The sequence below is a fragment of the Flavobacterium saccharophilum genome (assembly GCF_900142735.1).
GTDB lineage: Bacteria > Bacteroidota > Bacteroidia > Flavobacteriales > Flavobacteriaceae > Flavobacterium > Flavobacterium saccharophilum.
Genome location: NZ_FRBY01000006.1, coordinates 362,410 through 378,547, shown reverse-complemented (window position 1 = coordinate 378,547; position 16,138 = coordinate 362,410). Strand labels below are relative to the sequence as shown.

Below are 16,138 nucleotides of genomic sequence, written 5' to 3'. Positions count from 1 at the left end.
AAATATAAGAAAAAAGCCATTAAACAATTTTTTTATTGCACTCTAAATTTCTCGCGATATTCAATGGGTTTCATCCCGACCATTTTATAAAACACTTTTCTGAAAGCTTTAGGATCGTTATAACCTGTTTTTTCTATAATTTCAGAAATCGAAAGCTGCGTCTGTTCCAGATATTTCTTAGAACTCTCCACTCTTATATTCTGTAAATACTCAATTGGCGGAATCCCGGTCACTTGTTTAAAACGACGCGTCATGTTTCTGGCACTGGTGGGAATATCTTTTGTAATTTCTTCCAGCTTTTCAATACTGTGATATTGATTTTCAATTTTTTGCTGTAGCATGGCCACTAAAGTGTCATTGTGTAAATGATTGGGTCTGAAAGTGCTGAAGTAACTTTGTTTGTATCGGTTTAAATCAATAGAGAAAATCTTGGCAATCTGAACCGCGATTTCATTTCCGCAATATTTCTGAACCAAAAGAATCAATAAATGGAATGTTGAGGTTGATCCGCCACTGGTGTATAAACTTCCGTCAGCTGTCAATGTTTCTTCTGGTTTTAATTTCACCATTGGAAAAGCTTTGGTAAAAGCACTGCAGGCATCAACATGTGTAGTAGCGAGTTTTTCGTTTAATAAACCAGAAGCAGCAAACAAAAATGCTCCCGTACAAAAACTAGCGAGTTCGGCTCCAAATTGATGTTGTTTTTGCAACCACGGAATAAAATTTTTATTCTTCGCGATCATTTCACTCATATTATCTGTTGTAAAAGCGGGAATCAAAATAAGCTCCAGATTTATATCTGAAGTTTCAATCGCATTTACTTCATAACCAAATAAATGTTTTTGATCTATTTGCTCAACTGATTGAAAAACCATTATTTCAAAAGGTTTTTCAGGTCCTTTATGTAGTTTATTGGCAGTTTCAAAAACTTCTAAAATTGCAGCTATACTCAATAATTTATAATCATGCGGGACAATTAAAGCTATTTTCTTACCCATGGTTTTTCTTTTTTGTGAAAGTTAACATCCTTACAAAAATAAGCAATTTGTCTTAAATGACCCTAAAGTTGACTTTTATTGTAATTTAAAGCCTGTTCTAAAATTCTAAATTTGTGTCAGTTAATTTGTAATTTTATAAATATGAAAACAAAAATTTTCTTAAATCTTGCTGTAAAAGATTTAAATAAGTCGATATCATTTTTTAAAAAGTTGGGTTTTTCGTTTGACGCAAAATTCACAAATGAAAAAGGAACTTGCCTGATAATTGGTGAAAATATATTTGCAATGCTTTTGTTAGAAGATTTTTTTCAAACATTTACAAAAAAAGAGATTTGCAATACAACGACAACCTCAGAAATGATTGCTGCAATTTCTGTTGAAAGTAGAGATAAGGTGGACGAAATCATGACAGCGGTTGTTAAAGCTGGAGGGGCGGCACACAATGAAGCTAAAGATTATGGCTGGATGTACCAAAGAGATTTTTTTGATTTGGACGGACACCATTGGGAAGTTTTCTATATGGATGAAAGTCAGATTCCGACTGAAATGTAACCTGAAGAGATGCAAGAACAATTTTGAACGCTATTATTCAAAATTTTAAAGAACAATTCAATTAACAAATAAACAATAAACAATAATGATAACAGTACAAAACACAATCAATGCATCAATAGAGAAAGTTTGGAATTTCTGGACATTGCCGGAACACATTACAAAATGGAGTTTTGCGTCACCAGACTGGCACACACCTTTTGCAGAAAATGATTTAAAAGAAGGAGGGAAATTCAAATCGACAATGGCTGCAAAAGATGGCAGTATGAGTTTTGATTTTGAAGGAGAATATACTTTGGTAAAACAAAACGAGGCTATCGAATATGTCATGGCAGATGGAAGAAAGGTCGAAATAACTTTCAAAGAAACACCAAACGGAGTTGAAGTAATAGAAAGTTTCGATCCTGAAACGCAAAACCCGGAAGAAATGCAGCGCGGAGGCTGGCAAGCAATTTTGGATAATTTTAAAAGTTACGCAGAAGCTAATTGATTTTAGGTTCAAAGGAGCAAAGCGACAGAGGTTCAAAGGCTTTGAAAAAAATTTTGTGGCTTAGTGCCTTTGTGGCAAAAAAAGTTTAACGAAAAACAGTAAAAAAAATGACAAAACAAATATGGCTGAATTTGCCTGTAAAAGAGGTGGCAAAATCAAAAGCTTTTTTTTCGAAAATAGGTTTCTCTTTTAATGAAGAACACGATACGCCAAGTTCTACTTGCATGATTGTTGGTGAAGGAAAATTTGTTGTAATGCTTTTTGAAGAATCATTATTTGCCAGTTTTTCTCAAAACAAATTGACCGATACACAAACGAGTTCAGAAATTCTGATTTCAATTGATGCCGAAAGCAAAGAAGAAGTTGATGACTTAGCAAAAAAGGCTGAAGAAGCAGGCGGAAATGTTTTTGCTCAGCCAGCCGAAAGTCAGGGCTGGATGTACGGCTGTGCTTTTGCTGATTTAGACGGTCATCGCTGGAATGTTCTATATATGGATTTTAGTAAATTATCATAGTTATGGAAACAATTGAAACGTTAGAATTTAAAATTAGAATCAAAGCTTCGGCAGAAAAAGTTTGGTCAGTTTTATGGAACGACGAAACGTATAAAAAATGGACAGGAGCTTTTTGTGAAGGATCTTACGCAGTAAGCGATTGGAATGAAGGTGATAAAATTCATTTCATGTCTCCAAACGGAGAAGGAATGAACAGCATCATCGAAAAGAAAACCCCAAATGAATATATGGCTTTTAAGCATCTGGGAGAAATAAAAGACTTTAAAGAATTACCTATCGACGACGAAACTAAAAAATGGAGCGGTGCAATGGAAACCTATCGATTAACAGTAGATGATGAGTTTACAGATCTGGTTGCACAGGTTGATGTGGTCGAAAAGTATATCGATTACTTTAAAGAAGCTTTTCCAAAAGGATTGGAAACGGTTAAAGAACTTTCTGAGAAATAGAGGGAAGAGAATAGAATAAAGAGAATAGAATACAGACTATAACAAAAAATAAAAAATATCATGGCAACATCAGTAAACCCTTATTTAGTTTTTAACGGAAATTGCGAACAAGCATTTTTATTTTACAAATCAGTTTTTGGAGGAGAATTTCCTTATATCGGAAAATTTAAAGATATGCCGCCTGCCGAAGATGGAGGCTGCGCTGAATTTTCTGAAAAAGATGCCAACCGAATAATGCATGTTTCATTGCCAATTGGAAATACTATTTTGATGGGAAGTGACAGTAATGAACAATCAGGAGATGTGAAATTTGGAGGAAACTTTTCTGTTTCGGTGAATGTCGAAAGCAAAGAAGAGGCCGATAGAATCTTCAACGGACTTTCAGCAGGAGGAAACGTTTTCATGCCTATGGATAACACTTTTTGGGGAGCCTATTTTGGTATGTTTACCGATAAATTTGAAGTCAATTGGATGGTGAATTTCGATGTAAACGAACCTAATAAGTAATAAAAAAGTTAGGTTATTTTAATACCCGAACATAATTGTTAAATTAATTCAAAAAGCACATGGATATGTGCTTTTTGTTTGTAAAAAAACAAACAATATCCTTTTTTATCAAGGATAGATTGCCGATTTTTGTCGCTTCAAAACAATAAGCATAAAATGGCAATAGAAGATAAAGAGATTATTTTATTAAAAGTTTCAGGACACGATAAAATAGGGGTTACAGCAGGTTTAACAGCTGTATTGGCGACGTACGATGCTAATATTTTAGATATTGGCCAGGCTGATATTCATGATACACTTTCTTTAGGAATTTTATTCGAAATTGAAGCCGGATCTTCTTCGGCTCCTGTTTTAAAAGACTTATTGTTTAAAGCTTACGAGTTAGAAATAAAGGTTAAGTTTATTCCAATTTCGATTGAAGATTATGAAACATGGGTCAAATCACAATCGAAACAACGATACATCATTAATATTTTAGGCGAAAAATTAGCGGCTTCACAATTGGCTGCTGTGACTAAAATTATGTCAGACCAAAACCTGAATATCGATTCTATTATTCGATTAACAGGAAGAACTTCAATTGTTGAAAAAGAAGAATTCCCACGTTCTTGCATCCAATTATCGGTTACGGGCGAAATTGTAAATAAGATTCTGATGACAGCCAGTTTTATGGAAATTTCAAGAACGTTGAATGTTGATATTTCTTTTCAGGAAGATAATATTTACAGAAGAAACCGTCGTTTGGTTTGCTTCGATATGGATTCCACTTTAATCCAGACAGAAGTTATCGACGAATTGGCAGAACTAAACGGGGTAGGAGATCAGGTTCGAGCCATTACAGAATCGGCAATGAATGGCGAGATTGATTTCAACGAAAGTTTCAAGCAACGTATGGCGTTGTTAGAAGGATTGAGCGAAGATGTTTTGCAAAAAGTAGCCGAAAATTTACCGATAACACAAGGTGCGCATCGTTTAATGAAAGCATTAAAATATTACGGTTACAAAACGGCAATTCTATCAGGAGGATTTACCTATTTTGGAGAATATCTACAAAAAGAACTAGGTATCGATTACGTTCATGCCAATCAATTAGAAATTATAGACGGTAAATTAACCGGAAAATATATAGGCGATATTGTAGATGGTTTAAAGAAAGCCGAACACTTAAAAGCTATTGCCGAAAAAGAAGGAATTCACATCAACCAAACAATTGCAGTTGGAGACGGTGCAAACGATTTGCCAATGCTAAACCTGGCCGGTCTGGGAATCGCTTTCCACGCCAAACCAAAAGTAAAAGAAAGTGCTTCAACTTCAATTTCAAGCCTTGGTCTTGACGGAGTTTTATACCTTTTAGGATATCACGACAGATATATTGATATGATGTAGTTTGTTTTGTCACCCTGAGCGAAGTCGAAGGGCGTGTTAATTGGGACGGGGCTTCGACTTCGCTCAGCCTGACAAAAACAGAATAAAAATAAAAAACCTTAGCTAATACTTTGAGCTAAGGTTTTTTTATGGGCATGTCCCTCCGGGCCGGGCTATCCGTTCCAATCTTTTGTGCCTCCCGATAGCTATCGGGACCGGTACAAAAGGATTTTCACTGCTATCCCTCATGCGGTTTAGTGTAATTAAAGTTTCAAAAGTAAAAGTGGTAAAGAATTCGTGCTAATTCGTGAAATTTGTGGCTAACTTTTAACAGCACACATCTCCTTCAACTGCTCCAAATAATCTCTTTGATTAGAAAGCCTCGGAATCTTATGTTGTCCACCCAATTTATCTCGTTCCTTAAGCCAATCATAAAACAAATTCTCACGCGCTACATTAATCACCAAAGGATTTAATGTCATGTTGTTGTAACGTTTGGCTTCGTAATCAGAGTTTAAAGTCTGTAAAGTTTCATCCAAAACTTTTTGGAAAAGACCAACATCAGCTGGTTTTTTCTTGAATTCGATCATCCATTCGTGTGCGCCTTTTTCTTTGTCCTGCATAAAAATAGGAGCAACCGTATAGTCGACAACTTCAGTTTCAGTAACCTGGCATGCTTTTGCAATCGCCTGATCTGTATTTTCGACCATTAATTCTTCGCCAAAAACATTAATGTGATGCTTGGTTCTTCCGGTAACTCTAATTCGGTATGGATTTAAAGATGTAAAACGAACAGTATCGCCAATCAAATAACGCCACAAACCAGAATTGGTCGTAATAACAATTGCGTAGTTTTTATTCAACTCAACATCTGCCAAACGAATCACTTTTTGGTTTGGAGTATCAAAAGTATCCATCGGAATGAATTCGTAGAAAATGCCATAATCCAGCATCAACAATAAATCACTGGAATTATTTAAATCCTGAATGGCAAAAAAGCCTTCAGAAGCATTGTATATTTCGTAGTATTTAAAATCTTTGCTTGGCAGGATTTTTTTGTATTGTTCTTTATAAGGAGAGAAGCTTACGCCACCATGAAAGTAAACTTCCAGATTTGGCCAAAGCTCCAGAAGATTTCCTTTTCCGGTATCTTCTAAAACTTTATTCATTAAAACTAACATCCAGGAAGGAACGCCCGCAAAACTCGTTACATTTTCGTTTTTAGTTTCATTGATAATAGCAGCAATTTTGGTTTCCCATTCACTCATTAAGGAAGTTTTACTGCTTGGTGTACTGCTGAACTCAGCCCAAATAGGCATGTTTTCGATTAATATTGCCGATAAATCTCCAAAAAAAGTATTGTTGTTTTCATAAATTTGAGAGCTTCCGCCTAAGCGAAGACTTTTTCCTAAAAACAACTCAGAATCTTCATTATTATTCAAATACAAACAAAGTAAATCTTTACTTCCTTTATAATGACAATCTTCCAGAGCTTCACTGCTTACAGGAATAAATTTACTTTTGGCATTAGTTGTACCACTCGATTTAGCAAACCATTTAATTGGAGTTTCCCAAATAACGCCCTGTTCACCCTGACGTGTTCGCTCAATTAAGGGTTGTAATTCTTCGTATGTAGCAATTGGTACTCTTTCAGCAAATGTCTGGTAAGAATTGATCGATGCAAAATCATATTTTCTTCCAATAACAGTGTTTTCCGAGGAGGTCAATAAATTATGCAATAGCTCTTCCTGAACTTCATTCGGGTATTTTAGAAAAAGTTCTATTTGATGTATCCTTTGTTTCAGGACCCAGGATGCGAAAGAGTTAATGATTGATACGGGCATGAATAATTTTAGATTTTAGATTGTTGTCCCGATCCGAAAAGTCGGTACGGCATTAGATTACTGATTATGTTATTATCAAAATCAGGAATTTAAAATTTGAATATCATTAGACAAAGATTAACTTTGCCTTTGTATCAAAAATAGTGTTTTTTTGTAAAAAACAATTCTATTTGAAGTAAAGATTCCAGTTCAAAAGTGGAATTTTAACAATAAAAGTTCACTATCCTGAGCAAATCTAAAATCTAAAACCAGCAATCTAAAATACTATGCAATATCAAGGCGTACTTACAAAAATGCAAACAGAAATCGGAAATCCAATTCAATATTATCTGGTTTTTGAAGATAGTTTTCTTAGTATGAATCAGTTATTGAATAAGGAGATCGAAATTAATTGTACTGGTTTTCAATGTTTAAATTGTAATAAAAAGAAAAAAATCTACAGACAAGGTTTTTGTTACGATTGTTTTTATTCAAGTCCGGCTGTGGGTGATTGGATTATGAGACCAGAATTAAGTACGGCTCATTTGGGCATTGCAGATCGTGATTTAGCTTATGAGGAAAAAGTACAATTACAACCTCATATTGTTTATTTGGCTTTGTCAACCGAAATAAAAGTGGGCGTAACCCGCAAAACGCAGGTTCCAACACGATGGATTGATCAGGGTGCAACGCGTGCCATAGCTATTGTTGAGGTTCCAAATCGATATTTAGCAGGAATAACAGAGGTCGCGCTAAAAAATCATTATACAGATAAAACCAATTGGAGAAAAATGCTTCAGGATACTGAAATTGCTTTTGACCTGATTGCTGAAAAGGCCAAAGTCGAAAGTTTGCTTCCAACACAAGTTCAGGAATATTTCGTTACAAAAAGCGACGATTTATTTAAATTGAATTATCCTGTTGTAAATTATCCCGCAAAAATTGCCAGTTTAAATCTTGATAAGACACCAACATTTAGTGGAAAGCTTGTTGGAATTAAAGGGCAATATTTGATTTTTGAAGACGGAACTGTTTTTAATGTTCGTGGTTCAGAGGGTTATGTTGTCGATATAAACATCTAGTTTTATAAGGTATTCATCGATTGTTATTAGGTAACTGTCTATTATGTTGGTGTTTAAGTTGTGTTTTTTCGTAATTTTGTTCTTCTTTTAAGATGTGAATGTTGATACATTTGATTACAATTTTGTAATAATTACTTGTTGAAAGAAGATATTTTTAGAAAAAAAAAGAGCCTAGCTTTGAGTTTTGGAAGTAAGGATGATCTATATTTTTTTCTGTAAAAATTATGTCAAAGAAAATAAATAACACAAATGGGTAACTTAAAAAAAGTTAATGTATTCAGAAGAAGTCTGATGCGCAGCCTGACCAAAAATATTGGTGATTCAAGTATAAGTAAAAATGAGCCAATTGATAAGAGTAAAATTAAAAAAGTCTTAATTTGCCGACCTAATGGCAGATTAGGAAACCTTTTATTAATAACGCCATTGGTTCAGGAAGTGACTAAAACATTTCCGAATTGTAAAATTGACTTATTTGTAAAAGGTTTTTTGGCCCCCATAGTTTTTGAAAATTATGAAAACATTGATAAAATAATTCCTTTGCCTAAAAAGCCTTTTAAGGAATTAGTGAAGTACTTTAAAGTTTGGACTTTAATTAAAAAACAGAATTATGATATTGTAATTAATGTCGATCAAAATTCATCGTCTGGTCGTTTGGCAGCAAAATTTTCAAATGCAAAATATAAGATTTTCGGAGATTTACCGGAAAACGTTGAATTACCTTATGAAGATTATGGGCATATTGCAAAATATCCTGTGTACAATCTACGATACACATTTAGCCAGGTTGGAATACAAGATACAAAAGAACCAGTTGCTCTGATTGATTTAAAATTGTCTGAACAAGAAATTGCAAATGGGAAAAAGATTCTGAATGATATTATCGATCAGCAGAAAAAAACAATTGCCATTTTTACTTTTGCAACAGGTGATAAATGCTACTGCATAGAATGGTGGGAGAAGTTTTATGATGTTTTGAAAAAGGAATATCCTGATTACAACATATTTGAAGTTTTGCCTGTAGAAAACGTATCTCAAATAAATTTTCAGGCACCTACATTTTATAGTAAAGATGTTCGTGAAATTGGTTCAGTTTTGGCCAATGTAGATGTTTTTGTTGGAGCTGACAGTGGTATTATGCATTTGTCAAGCGCTTCAAAAGCGCCAACAGTTGGTTTGTTCTCCGTTTCGAACTTAAAAAAATACGAACCTTACGGAAATAGCAGTGTTGGTATTGATACGACTATTAATGATTATCCTGTATTTATTGAAGCAATAAATCGAATTTTGTATAAATCGAATTAAGTAAATTAGATTGCATTATAAATAAAAAATCCTGCCTTTGAAAATACTTTCGAGGGCAGGATTTTTTTATAGTATTAAAACATTAGTTTTTCTTCTTAAACAAACCATTTATCAAATCGGTTGCTTTTTTAGTAGTTTCCTGAGTCTTTTGTTGTTTTTCTGTCTTTGCAGCTTGCGTTGTATCTTTTGCTTTTGTGTTTTTATTAATCAAATCGTTAAGGGCTGATGCTCCTTTTTGAGTTAATTTTTCTTTTTGCTGATTCGCAACCTGAGAAGCTAAAGTGCTGACAGCGCTTTTCATATCAGTTGAAACTTTTGGATTAGAAAAATTCCCTGTAATCATGGCGTTAATGGGAATGTTTTGCAGTTTTGCCTGATCTGCCGGAGACATTTTAGCAAGAAATGCATTTGCTTCGCTGCCTAAATATTTTGCCGGAACATCTAATTTTAAGTTGTAATTCATCGTTTGGTCAAAACCGTGAGTTCCGCCAACCGTAATTTTAATGTCTTGATATTTAATATCAAATGGTTTTACATTTACTTTTCCGTTGTCAAAAGTTAGGGCAGCTTTAATATCATTTAAATTCACCTTATTCATATCAATGAATTTAATGTTTGAACCTAAAGCATTCAATAAAGTTGAATTTTTTGAATTAATGGTAGTCGAAAGTAATTGTCCTAATAAATCTCCTGAAATTGATTTCAGGTCGGGCGTTAATTCTTTAGCATCCAGATTTCCATTTAATTTAATTGTAGAATTCAATTTTCCATTAATGATTCCGGCAATAGGAGCAATCTTTTTCATCATTTCTAATTGCGTAAATGTCTGCGCAATATCAACCTGATTGAAACCTAAGTTCATATCAAAAGTGGGTACTTTTTCTTTAGTAGAAACTGCTCCCGTTAAACCAATCGTCCCTCCAAAAATAGATGTTTTAAAGTTCTCTAAAAGTGCTTTTTCGTCTTTTACAATTAACCTTCCAGAAACATCTTTTAGTTTTAAATTGTCATATAAAACTGTTGTTGCTTTTGCATTAATAGTACAATTTAAGAATGCAGGTATCTTCATGGCTTCAGTTGGTTTTGCTGCCGCTTTTTCAGTTGCAGGTTCGCCTTCAGTCATGAAATCGTCAACTGCTAATTGATTTGAACTCATATTGAAGTTTCCTTTCAATTCTTGTTTTTTAAACATAAAACCGTAGAAATTCTCCAATACTCCATTAATAGCAATATCAGATTTTCCCGTAGTAGCATTAAATTGTTTCAAGTTGATTTTACTCGGATTAAATTCAACTAAAGCTGTACTAATGTTCATTGACTTATTGTTTTCATCAGTATATTTAAATCCTGATAAACTCATCGTTCCTGCATTTTTGATATTTTCATATTGGCTTTTTTCTACCGAAGCCATATCAAATTCTGTAGTTACATCAGCTTTTAAAATACCAGCTAAAGGTTTGTCCATTTTGATTGGATATGCTTTTGAAAGGTTTGCTAAATTGATTGTTCCTTTTAAAGCTGCATTTACGTATGGATTTACTGTGATATTTTTAATATTCGCTTTTGCATTAAAAACATCCTGATCAATACGGAATGAAAGTTTATCTAAATTGACGTAGGTATCATTTAGAATTCCTGTTTCATTGATGATTTTTGTATCAATCACAATATTCTGAACTGATTTTGGTAAGTTCGGATATTGAAAAGAAGCATTATTAGAAGCAATAGCAATATTGAATTTTGGAACAGTAGTATCTGTTAATTGTCCTTTAGCAAAACCTGCAACAGTAAAGTCTCCGGTTGTTTTTACACCATCTAAACCAGCTGCATAAGCCGAAGGAATTAAACCTAAGAAGTTTGTAAAAGAGGAGGTTGGAGTTTTAAATTTTAAATCGTAAATCTGACCGGCATCAACCATTTGAATAAAACCGTCAAATTCTAAAGGTAGTTGATTGATCAAAGCTTTATTTTCTTTAAAAGTATATTTGCTTTGCTCCAAATCAATTCCTAAAACAGCGTCTAAAGTCAGTTTTACATTTTTCATGTAATTGATTTTATCCATATCCAAGGATACTTTTGCGGTAGATTTTGTAGTTAAATCCAGTTTTGAATTAGTAAAATCTCCAGTTCCTTCGTGATTTAAACTGTCAATTACCATCTTAATTTTAGAACCCTGATCAATATATCGGAAAGTGAAATTCTCGATTTTGTAATTTTGAATTTTTAAAGAAAGCGGTTTGCTTTTTTCATCTTTAGGATCTTCTTTTTTATCTTTCAAAGCAATATCAAAATTCCCAATGCCATCTTTATTAAAGATAATATTGATTAATCCATTCTCAGAAGTTATTCCCTGAATATTCAAAGGTTCTTCTTTTCCTTTGAAAATTTCCTTAATGCTCATTTTAAGGTTCAATTCGCCCAATGAAACCAAAGTGTCTCCTTCAAAAGGTGCTTTGTTGATAATGACTAATTTCTCAATTCCAACGGTCGCATTTGGGAAGTTTTTAAATAAACTTAAATCGGCATCAGCAAAACTCACTTTAGCATCGACACTTTCGTTGATGGCTTCTGCAATTTTTGCTTTTATTTGATCTTTAAAAAAATAGGGGATGGCAAATAATGCCGCAACAAATACCACAAGAACAATGGCGGTAATCTTTAAAATTTTCTTAAGCATAATTATTTATAGATTTGAGGGTTTACGTTGCTGTTAACTGTTTGCAAAAATAATTTTTTTTATATGAGTTTAGTGATAATTTTTTCACAATAATGTAAGAATATATTTAATGTTTGTTAAAAATGAAAAATCCGTTTGACTATATATATCAAACGGATTTTTAATGGTTTTATGATTTTCAATTATTTTTTAATGAATGAAACGATCTTATTGGTCATGACTTCAGAAAGAGGTAAAGTTTCGTTGTTATAACTGTCTAAATTGGCTTGTTTATCACCTTCAACAATTTTCATAACATGATTCATTTTATCTACAATTAGAAGTTCTGTGTTTTTATTTGCCTGAGATAAACTTTCTGCATCTTTAATAGTTACTTGCAGATCATTGTTTCCCTGAACAATTAAAATAGGCACGTTTAGTTTTTTAATTTCTACTTGTGGATTGTATTTAAACCATGAAATTAAATAAGGTTGAATACTCGGTCTAAAAAGAGAATTAAGTATTGGATCGACTTTCTTTACCTGATGTCCGTTTTTCAGACTATCAATAATCGGGAAAGTCATATCCTCGATTATTTTATTTGATTTTGATGATATTTGCGCCTTAATAAGTTTATCTGCAGATTCTCCCGGACCCGCAATTGAAATAAATTTATTGGCTTTTGCTCCGGCGATTATTCCAATTAAAGAACCTTCGCTATGACCGATAATCACAACTTCTGAAAAACGTTTGTCTTGTTTTAATAAATTGATCCAGCTTTTTGCATCTTCTGTATAATTTTCAAAAACTAAACTTTGTTCTGTAATGGCAGATGCCTTACTTTCGCCAATTCCTCTTTTATCGTATCTTAATGACGCAATTCCATTTTTAGCCAAAACTTCAGCCAGCATCTTCAATGAATTGTTTTTCATCATTGGGTTATTACCGTTTCGGTCTGTTGGCCCAGAGCCGGCAATAATTAAGGCAACAGGATATTTCTTTGTTAAATCCGGAGTTGTTAAGGTGCCAAAAAGTTGGTCAGTATTGATTTTTAAAACTATGGGAGACTCTTTATAAGTAATCGCATTTTTATCCTGAGCATGTACAATACTTAAAAATAAAATACTGATAAACAGAACTATCTTTTTCATTTTTTATGAATGGAATTACTTAATATTTATTCCAAAAGGAAGCATTGCCTGAACCCCTTGTTGTCTCTGAAGTCTTTTTACTTGTTCAAGCATAAGATAATTTTCTTCGCCGATTTCTTCTTTTATGAACGCTTCTTTAGATTGTGCAAAAGGTAGATTTCCTAAAAGATCACCAAATGTTTTTTCATATTCAGGATAATTCTGTGTGCTGTATGATTTTATTTTTGCAATTCTTGCAGCTTCTGCAATAGCTTCTTTCAGTCCTCCAATTTTGTCCACTAAACCAATTTTTACTGCTTCGCTTCCAGACCACACTCTTCCTTGTGCGATTGCGTCTACTTGCGCAAATGTCATTTTTCGTCCTTCAGCAACATGTGTTACAAAAGTGTTGTAAATATGCTCAACGCCTTCAAGAGTGAAAGCCTTAAATTTTTCATCAACAGGAACAAACGGACTATAATTTGCCGAATTCTCATGCGTTTTTACTTGTTCTGTATTGATACCTAATTTAGTCGCCAATGGTGAAAAATTTGGTAAAATTCCAAAAACGCCAATAGATCCAGTAATAGTATTGCTTTCAGCAAAAATTTTGTTGGCATTACAAGCAATATAATAACCGCCCGAAGCAGCATAATTCCCCATAGAAACTACTACCGGTTTTACTTTTTTAGTTACTTCAATTTCTCTCCAGATCAGGTCAGAAGTTAAAGCACTTCCTCCTGGACTGTCAATTCGTAGTACAATTGCTTTTACATCATCGTCTTTTCTGGCTTCTTGTAGAGAACGACGCATTGCACCTTCTCCAATTACATTAACATCACCTTCTCCGCCTGTAATTTCGCCTTGTGCATAAATAATTGCAATTTTGTCGCTTGCTGTATTGGTCAAAGCAGTAGTAACATTGTTTTGCGTGTAATCTAAAATCGAAATTTTATTATAGTCGTCATCACCAGTTACCTTCAAAGCTTTTTTGATGGCATTATGATAAACATCTTCGTAAGCAACAATATCTACTAAGCCTTCTTTTTTAGCCATTTCCGGCGTTCTTGCCAATAAGCCATTTGCTATTTCATTTAATTTAGGAAGCGGAATATTTCTGCTTTTTGAAATATCTGTAGAAATAGTTGCCCAAATAGAGTTCAAAAGTGCGGTAACCTGCTCTCTGTTGGCATCACTCATTTTATTTTCTAAGAAGGGTTCAACGGCGCTCTTGTATTTTCCATGACGAATCACTTCCATATGAATACCTGATTTATCCTGAAAATCTTTAAAGAACATTACCTCAGAAGAAAGACCTTTGAAATCTAAATCTCCAGCGGGATTCAAATAAATAGTATTGGCAACTGAATTCAGATAGTATTCTTTTTGAGAATAAGTATTGGCGTACGCCCACACAAATTTTCCTGATTTTTTGAAACTTTCAAGGGCGTTTCTTAAATCTTTATATTGCGCTAATCCTAATGAAGATTCGTCGTTTAAGATCGAAATTCCCTTAATATTGTCATCTGTCTTTGCAGCATCAATAGCGTTGATTACATCGCTTAAACCAATTCCCTCCTGATCTGAAAAAACAGTTACCCAAGGGTCTTTATATTTTCCGGCGTAATCGTTTTGTATTTTTTTCAGGTCCAATTCGATAACCGAATCACTTTTAACGGAAACCTTGTCATCTCCGCCAAAAATAGCCCCGATAAGGATTACTCCGAAGAAGAATAACATAATGAATACAAAAATACCAATCACTGTGGCAATTACATTTCCTAAAAACTTCATAATTATATTTTTTTTATAAGTCGTGAAAAAGGTTGGTTTGTTACAAATATAATCTAAATCGCAGGTAACTCTCTAACCTGATTTATAAAATAGTTGTAGTTTATACATTTTTAAATTCTCTAAAATAAAGATATGTTATTTTTAGATTATGTGATGTTTTTTAAGAAAGGTTTGTGTAGAAAAAAGATAAAAAAGGAGTCTGAAATAGTTAGAAACTTCTGATTCTTGAAGTAAATAATGTGAGTATTTCTGAAATAGTTTTAGTTAATTTGCATTATGAAGTCACAGCATCAAATCGTTTTATCTATCGGAAGTAACCAGGGAAATCGGTTAGAAAATATTGAAAGCTGTATCGCTCTGATACATCAGGAAGTAGGAACGGTTATTCAGGTTTCAAAGCTATATGAAACCCCTGCCTGGGGATTCGAAAGTGATGCTTTCTATAATTGTGCATTATTGCTGCATAGTACTTCATCAGCACAAAAAATACTAAATCAGATTTTAAAGGTAGAAAAGCAACTAGGTCGTATTCGTTCTAATCAACAAGGTTATCAATCCCGAATTATCGATGTTGATTTGATTGTTTTTGATGATGAAATTATTGATTCAGAGAAGCTTCAGGTTCCGCATCCCTTAATGCAAAATAGAAAATTTGTATTGCTGCCCATGCAGGATTTAAAATTAAACTGGAAACATCCTGTTTTTCAGAAATCTATTTCAGAGTTAATTACAATTACTCCCGATGATAGTGTTTGTACTGTTGTTCAGAATTTGGAAAATCCTTTACAGGGAATTGCATTAGAAAACTTCAATTATATTGCTTTTGAAGGAAATATTGGTGCAGGAAAAACGACTCTGGTTAGTAAAATTGCAGATGATTTTAATGCCAAAACAGTTTTAGAACGTTTTGCAGATAATCCTTTTTTGCCTAAATTCTATAAAGATCAAAATCGATATGCTTTTCCGCTTGAAATGTCTTTTTTGGCAGATCGCTATCAGCAATTATCTGATGATTTGGCGCAATTTGATTTGTTTAAAGATTTTGTCGTAGCCGATTATCATATTTTTAAATCATTGATTTTTGCCAAAATTACGTTGGCAGAAGATGAATATCGTTTATACAGAAACTTATTCGATATTATTTATAAAGAAATGCCCAAGCCTGATTTGTATATTTATTTATATCAAAATACAGAACGTTTACTTCAAAACATCAAAAAGCGCGGCAGAAATTACGAGCAGAATATCGAAGCAGCCTATTTGGATAAAATCAACACAGGATACTTGGATTATATTAAATCGCAAACCGATTTGAATGTTTTAATCATTGATGTTTCCGATCGTGATTTTGTAAAAAAACACGAAGATTATCTTTTTATATTGAACGAAATTCAGAAGAAAATAGGATAATGTATCAATGTGCCAATTAGAAAATTAGATAATTGTTTTTACAGTATTCTAGATCATTATCTAAT

The 16,138-nt window shown here is 33.3% G+C and carries 14 protein-coding genes; 9 read left to right on the top strand and 5 right to left on the bottom strand.

Annotation, left to right across the window (positions count from 1 at the left end; translation table 11 throughout):
- Positions 1-32: 32 nt before the first annotated feature.
- Positions 33-998, bottom strand: a complete 966-nt coding sequence (locus BUA98_RS20170) for a GlxA family transcriptional regulator (RefSeq protein ID WP_072975421.1) — start codon at positions 996-998, stop codon at positions 33-35.
- Positions 999-1,139: 141 nt separating this feature from the next.
- Here BUA98_RS20170 and BUA98_RS20165 point away from each other — a divergent pair, with 141 nt between their 5' ends.
- From BUA98_RS20165 to serB, 6 genes are all read left to right on the top strand, one after another.
- Complete coding sequence (locus BUA98_RS20165) at positions 1,140-1,550, top strand: VOC family protein (RefSeq protein ID WP_072975419.1); 411 nt, start codon at positions 1,140-1,142, stop codon at positions 1,548-1,550.
- Positions 1,551-1,635: 85 nt separating this feature from the next.
- The gene (locus tag BUA98_RS20160; protein WP_072975417.1) at positions 1,636-2,040 is read left to right on the top strand and encodes an SRPBCC family protein; all 405 of its coding nucleotides are present in this window, start codon (positions 1,636-1,638) and stop codon (positions 2,038-2,040) included.
- A gap of 107 nt (positions 2,041-2,147) precedes the next feature.
- Positions 2,148-2,555 carry a VOC family protein gene (locus tag BUA98_RS20155; RefSeq protein ID WP_072975415.1) on the top strand — a complete coding sequence of 136 codons (408 nt, stop codon included), beginning with the start codon at positions 2,148-2,150 and terminating at the stop codon, positions 2,553-2,555.
- Positions 2,556-2,557: 2 nt separating this feature from the next.
- Positions 2,558-3,004: an SRPBCC domain-containing protein gene (locus BUA98_RS20150; protein WP_244279238.1), complete on the top strand. Its 447-nt coding sequence runs from the start codon at positions 2,558-2,560 to the stop codon at positions 3,002-3,004.
- 60 nt (positions 3,005-3,064) lie between these two features.
- Positions 3,065-3,511 (top strand): VOC family protein, encoded by a 447-nt coding sequence (locus tag BUA98_RS20145; protein WP_072975413.1) that lies wholly within the window; start codon positions 3,065-3,067, stop codon positions 3,509-3,511.
- Between the two features lie 156 nt (positions 3,512-3,667).
- The gene (gene serB, locus BUA98_RS20140; RefSeq protein WP_072975411.1) at positions 3,668-4,897 is read left to right on the top strand and encodes a phosphoserine phosphatase SerB; all 1,230 of its coding nucleotides are present in this window, start codon (positions 3,668-3,670) and stop codon (positions 4,895-4,897) included.
- A 299-nt stretch (positions 4,898-5,196) separates the two neighbouring features.
- Here serB and BUA98_RS20135 read toward each other — a convergent pair whose 3' ends face one another.
- On the bottom strand, positions 5,197-6,720 hold the full coding sequence (locus BUA98_RS20135; protein WP_072975410.1) for a GH3 auxin-responsive promoter family protein: 1,524 nt from the start codon (positions 6,718-6,720) through the stop codon (positions 5,197-5,199).
- 266 nt (positions 6,721-6,986) lie between these two features.
- Between BUA98_RS20135 and BUA98_RS20130 the strand changes: the two genes are divergently transcribed.
- Together BUA98_RS20130 and BUA98_RS20125 are read left to right on the top strand one after the other, a co-directional pair.
- Positions 6,987-7,781, top strand: coding sequence for a DUF2797 domain-containing protein (locus BUA98_RS20130; protein ID WP_072975408.1), 795 nt, complete (start codon positions 6,987-6,989; stop codon positions 7,779-7,781).
- A gap of 249 nt (positions 7,782-8,030) precedes the next feature.
- Positions 8,031-9,083: a glycosyltransferase family 9 protein gene (locus BUA98_RS20125; RefSeq protein WP_072975406.1), complete on the top strand. Its 1,053-nt coding sequence runs from the start codon at positions 8,031-8,033 to the stop codon at positions 9,081-9,083.
- 82 nt (positions 9,084-9,165) lie between these two features.
- On the opposite strand, the gene BUA98_RS20120 is transcribed toward BUA98_RS20125, so the two are convergent.
- The 3 genes from BUA98_RS20120 to sppA all read right to left on the bottom strand — a co-directional run bounded on the left by BUA98_RS20120 (position 9,166) and on the right by sppA (position 14,663).
- Complete coding sequence (locus BUA98_RS20120) at positions 9,166-11,760, bottom strand: AsmA family protein (RefSeq protein WP_072975405.1); 2,595 nt, start codon at positions 11,758-11,760, stop codon at positions 9,166-9,168.
- A gap of 182 nt (positions 11,761-11,942) precedes the next feature.
- On the bottom strand, positions 11,943-12,890 hold the full coding sequence (locus BUA98_RS20115; protein WP_072975403.1) for an alpha/beta hydrolase family protein: 948 nt from the start codon (positions 12,888-12,890) through the stop codon (positions 11,943-11,945).
- A 15-nt stretch (positions 12,891-12,905) separates the two neighbouring features.
- Positions 12,906-14,663 (bottom strand): signal peptide peptidase SppA, encoded by a 1,758-nt coding sequence (gene sppA / locus BUA98_RS20110; protein WP_072975402.1) that lies wholly within the window; start codon positions 14,661-14,663, stop codon positions 12,906-12,908.
- A gap of 276 nt (positions 14,664-14,939) precedes the next feature.
- Here sppA and folK point away from each other — a divergent pair, with 276 nt between their 5' ends.
- A complete protein-coding gene (gene folK / locus BUA98_RS20105) occupies positions 14,940-16,073 on the top strand; it encodes a 2-amino-4-hydroxy-6-hydroxymethyldihydropteridine diphosphokinase (protein ID WP_072975400.1) in 1,134 nt (377 codons plus the stop codon).
- Positions 16,074-16,138: the final 65 nt, after the last annotated feature.

Bases quoted from the DNA above. Each gene is read 5' to 3' on its own strand.
- BUA98_RS20125 (WP_072975406.1), top strand. From the start codon at position 8,031: ATGGGTAACTTAAAAAAAGTTAATGTATTCAGAAGAAGTCTGATGCGC.
- BUA98_RS20130 (WP_072975408.1), top strand. From the start codon at position 6,987: ATGCAATATCAAGGCGTACTTACAAAAATGCAAACAGAAATCGGAAAT.
- folK (WP_072975400.1), top strand. From the start codon at position 14,940: ATGAAGTCACAGCATCAAATCGTTTTATCTATCGGAAGTAACCAGGGA.
- sppA (WP_072975402.1), bottom strand. From the start codon at position 14,663: ATGAAGTTTTTAGGAAATGTAATTGCCACAGTGATTGGTATTTTTGTA.
- BUA98_RS20115 (WP_072975403.1), bottom strand. From the start codon at position 12,890: ATGAAAAAGATAGTTCTGTTTATCAGTATTTTATTTTTAAGTATTGTA.
- BUA98_RS20170 (WP_072975421.1), bottom strand. From the start codon at position 998: ATGGGTAAGAAAATAGCTTTAATTGTCCCGCATGATTATAAATTATTG.
- BUA98_RS20120 (WP_072975405.1), bottom strand. From the start codon at position 11,760: ATGCTTAAGAAAATTTTAAAGATTACCGCCATTGTTCTTGTGGTATTT.
- BUA98_RS20145 (WP_072975413.1), top strand. From the start codon at position 3,065: ATGGCAACATCAGTAAACCCTTATTTAGTTTTTAACGGAAATTGCGAA.
- serB (WP_072975411.1), top strand. From the start codon at position 3,668: ATGGCAATAGAAGATAAAGAGATTATTTTATTAAAAGTTTCAGGACAC.
- BUA98_RS20160 (WP_072975417.1), top strand. From the start codon at position 1,636: ATGATAACAGTACAAAACACAATCAATGCATCAATAGAGAAAGTTTGG.
- BUA98_RS20135 (WP_072975410.1), bottom strand. From the start codon at position 6,720: ATGCCCGTATCAATCATTAACTCTTTCGCATCCTGGGTCCTGAAACAA.
- BUA98_RS20165 (WP_072975419.1), top strand. From the start codon at position 1,140: ATGAAAACAAAAATTTTCTTAAATCTTGCTGTAAAAGATTTAAATAAG.
- BUA98_RS20150 (WP_244279238.1), top strand. From the start codon at position 2,558: ATGGAAACAATTGAAACGTTAGAATTTAAAATTAGAATCAAAGCTTCG.
- BUA98_RS20155 (WP_072975415.1), top strand. From the start codon at position 2,148: ATGACAAAACAAATATGGCTGAATTTGCCTGTAAAAGAGGTGGCAAAA.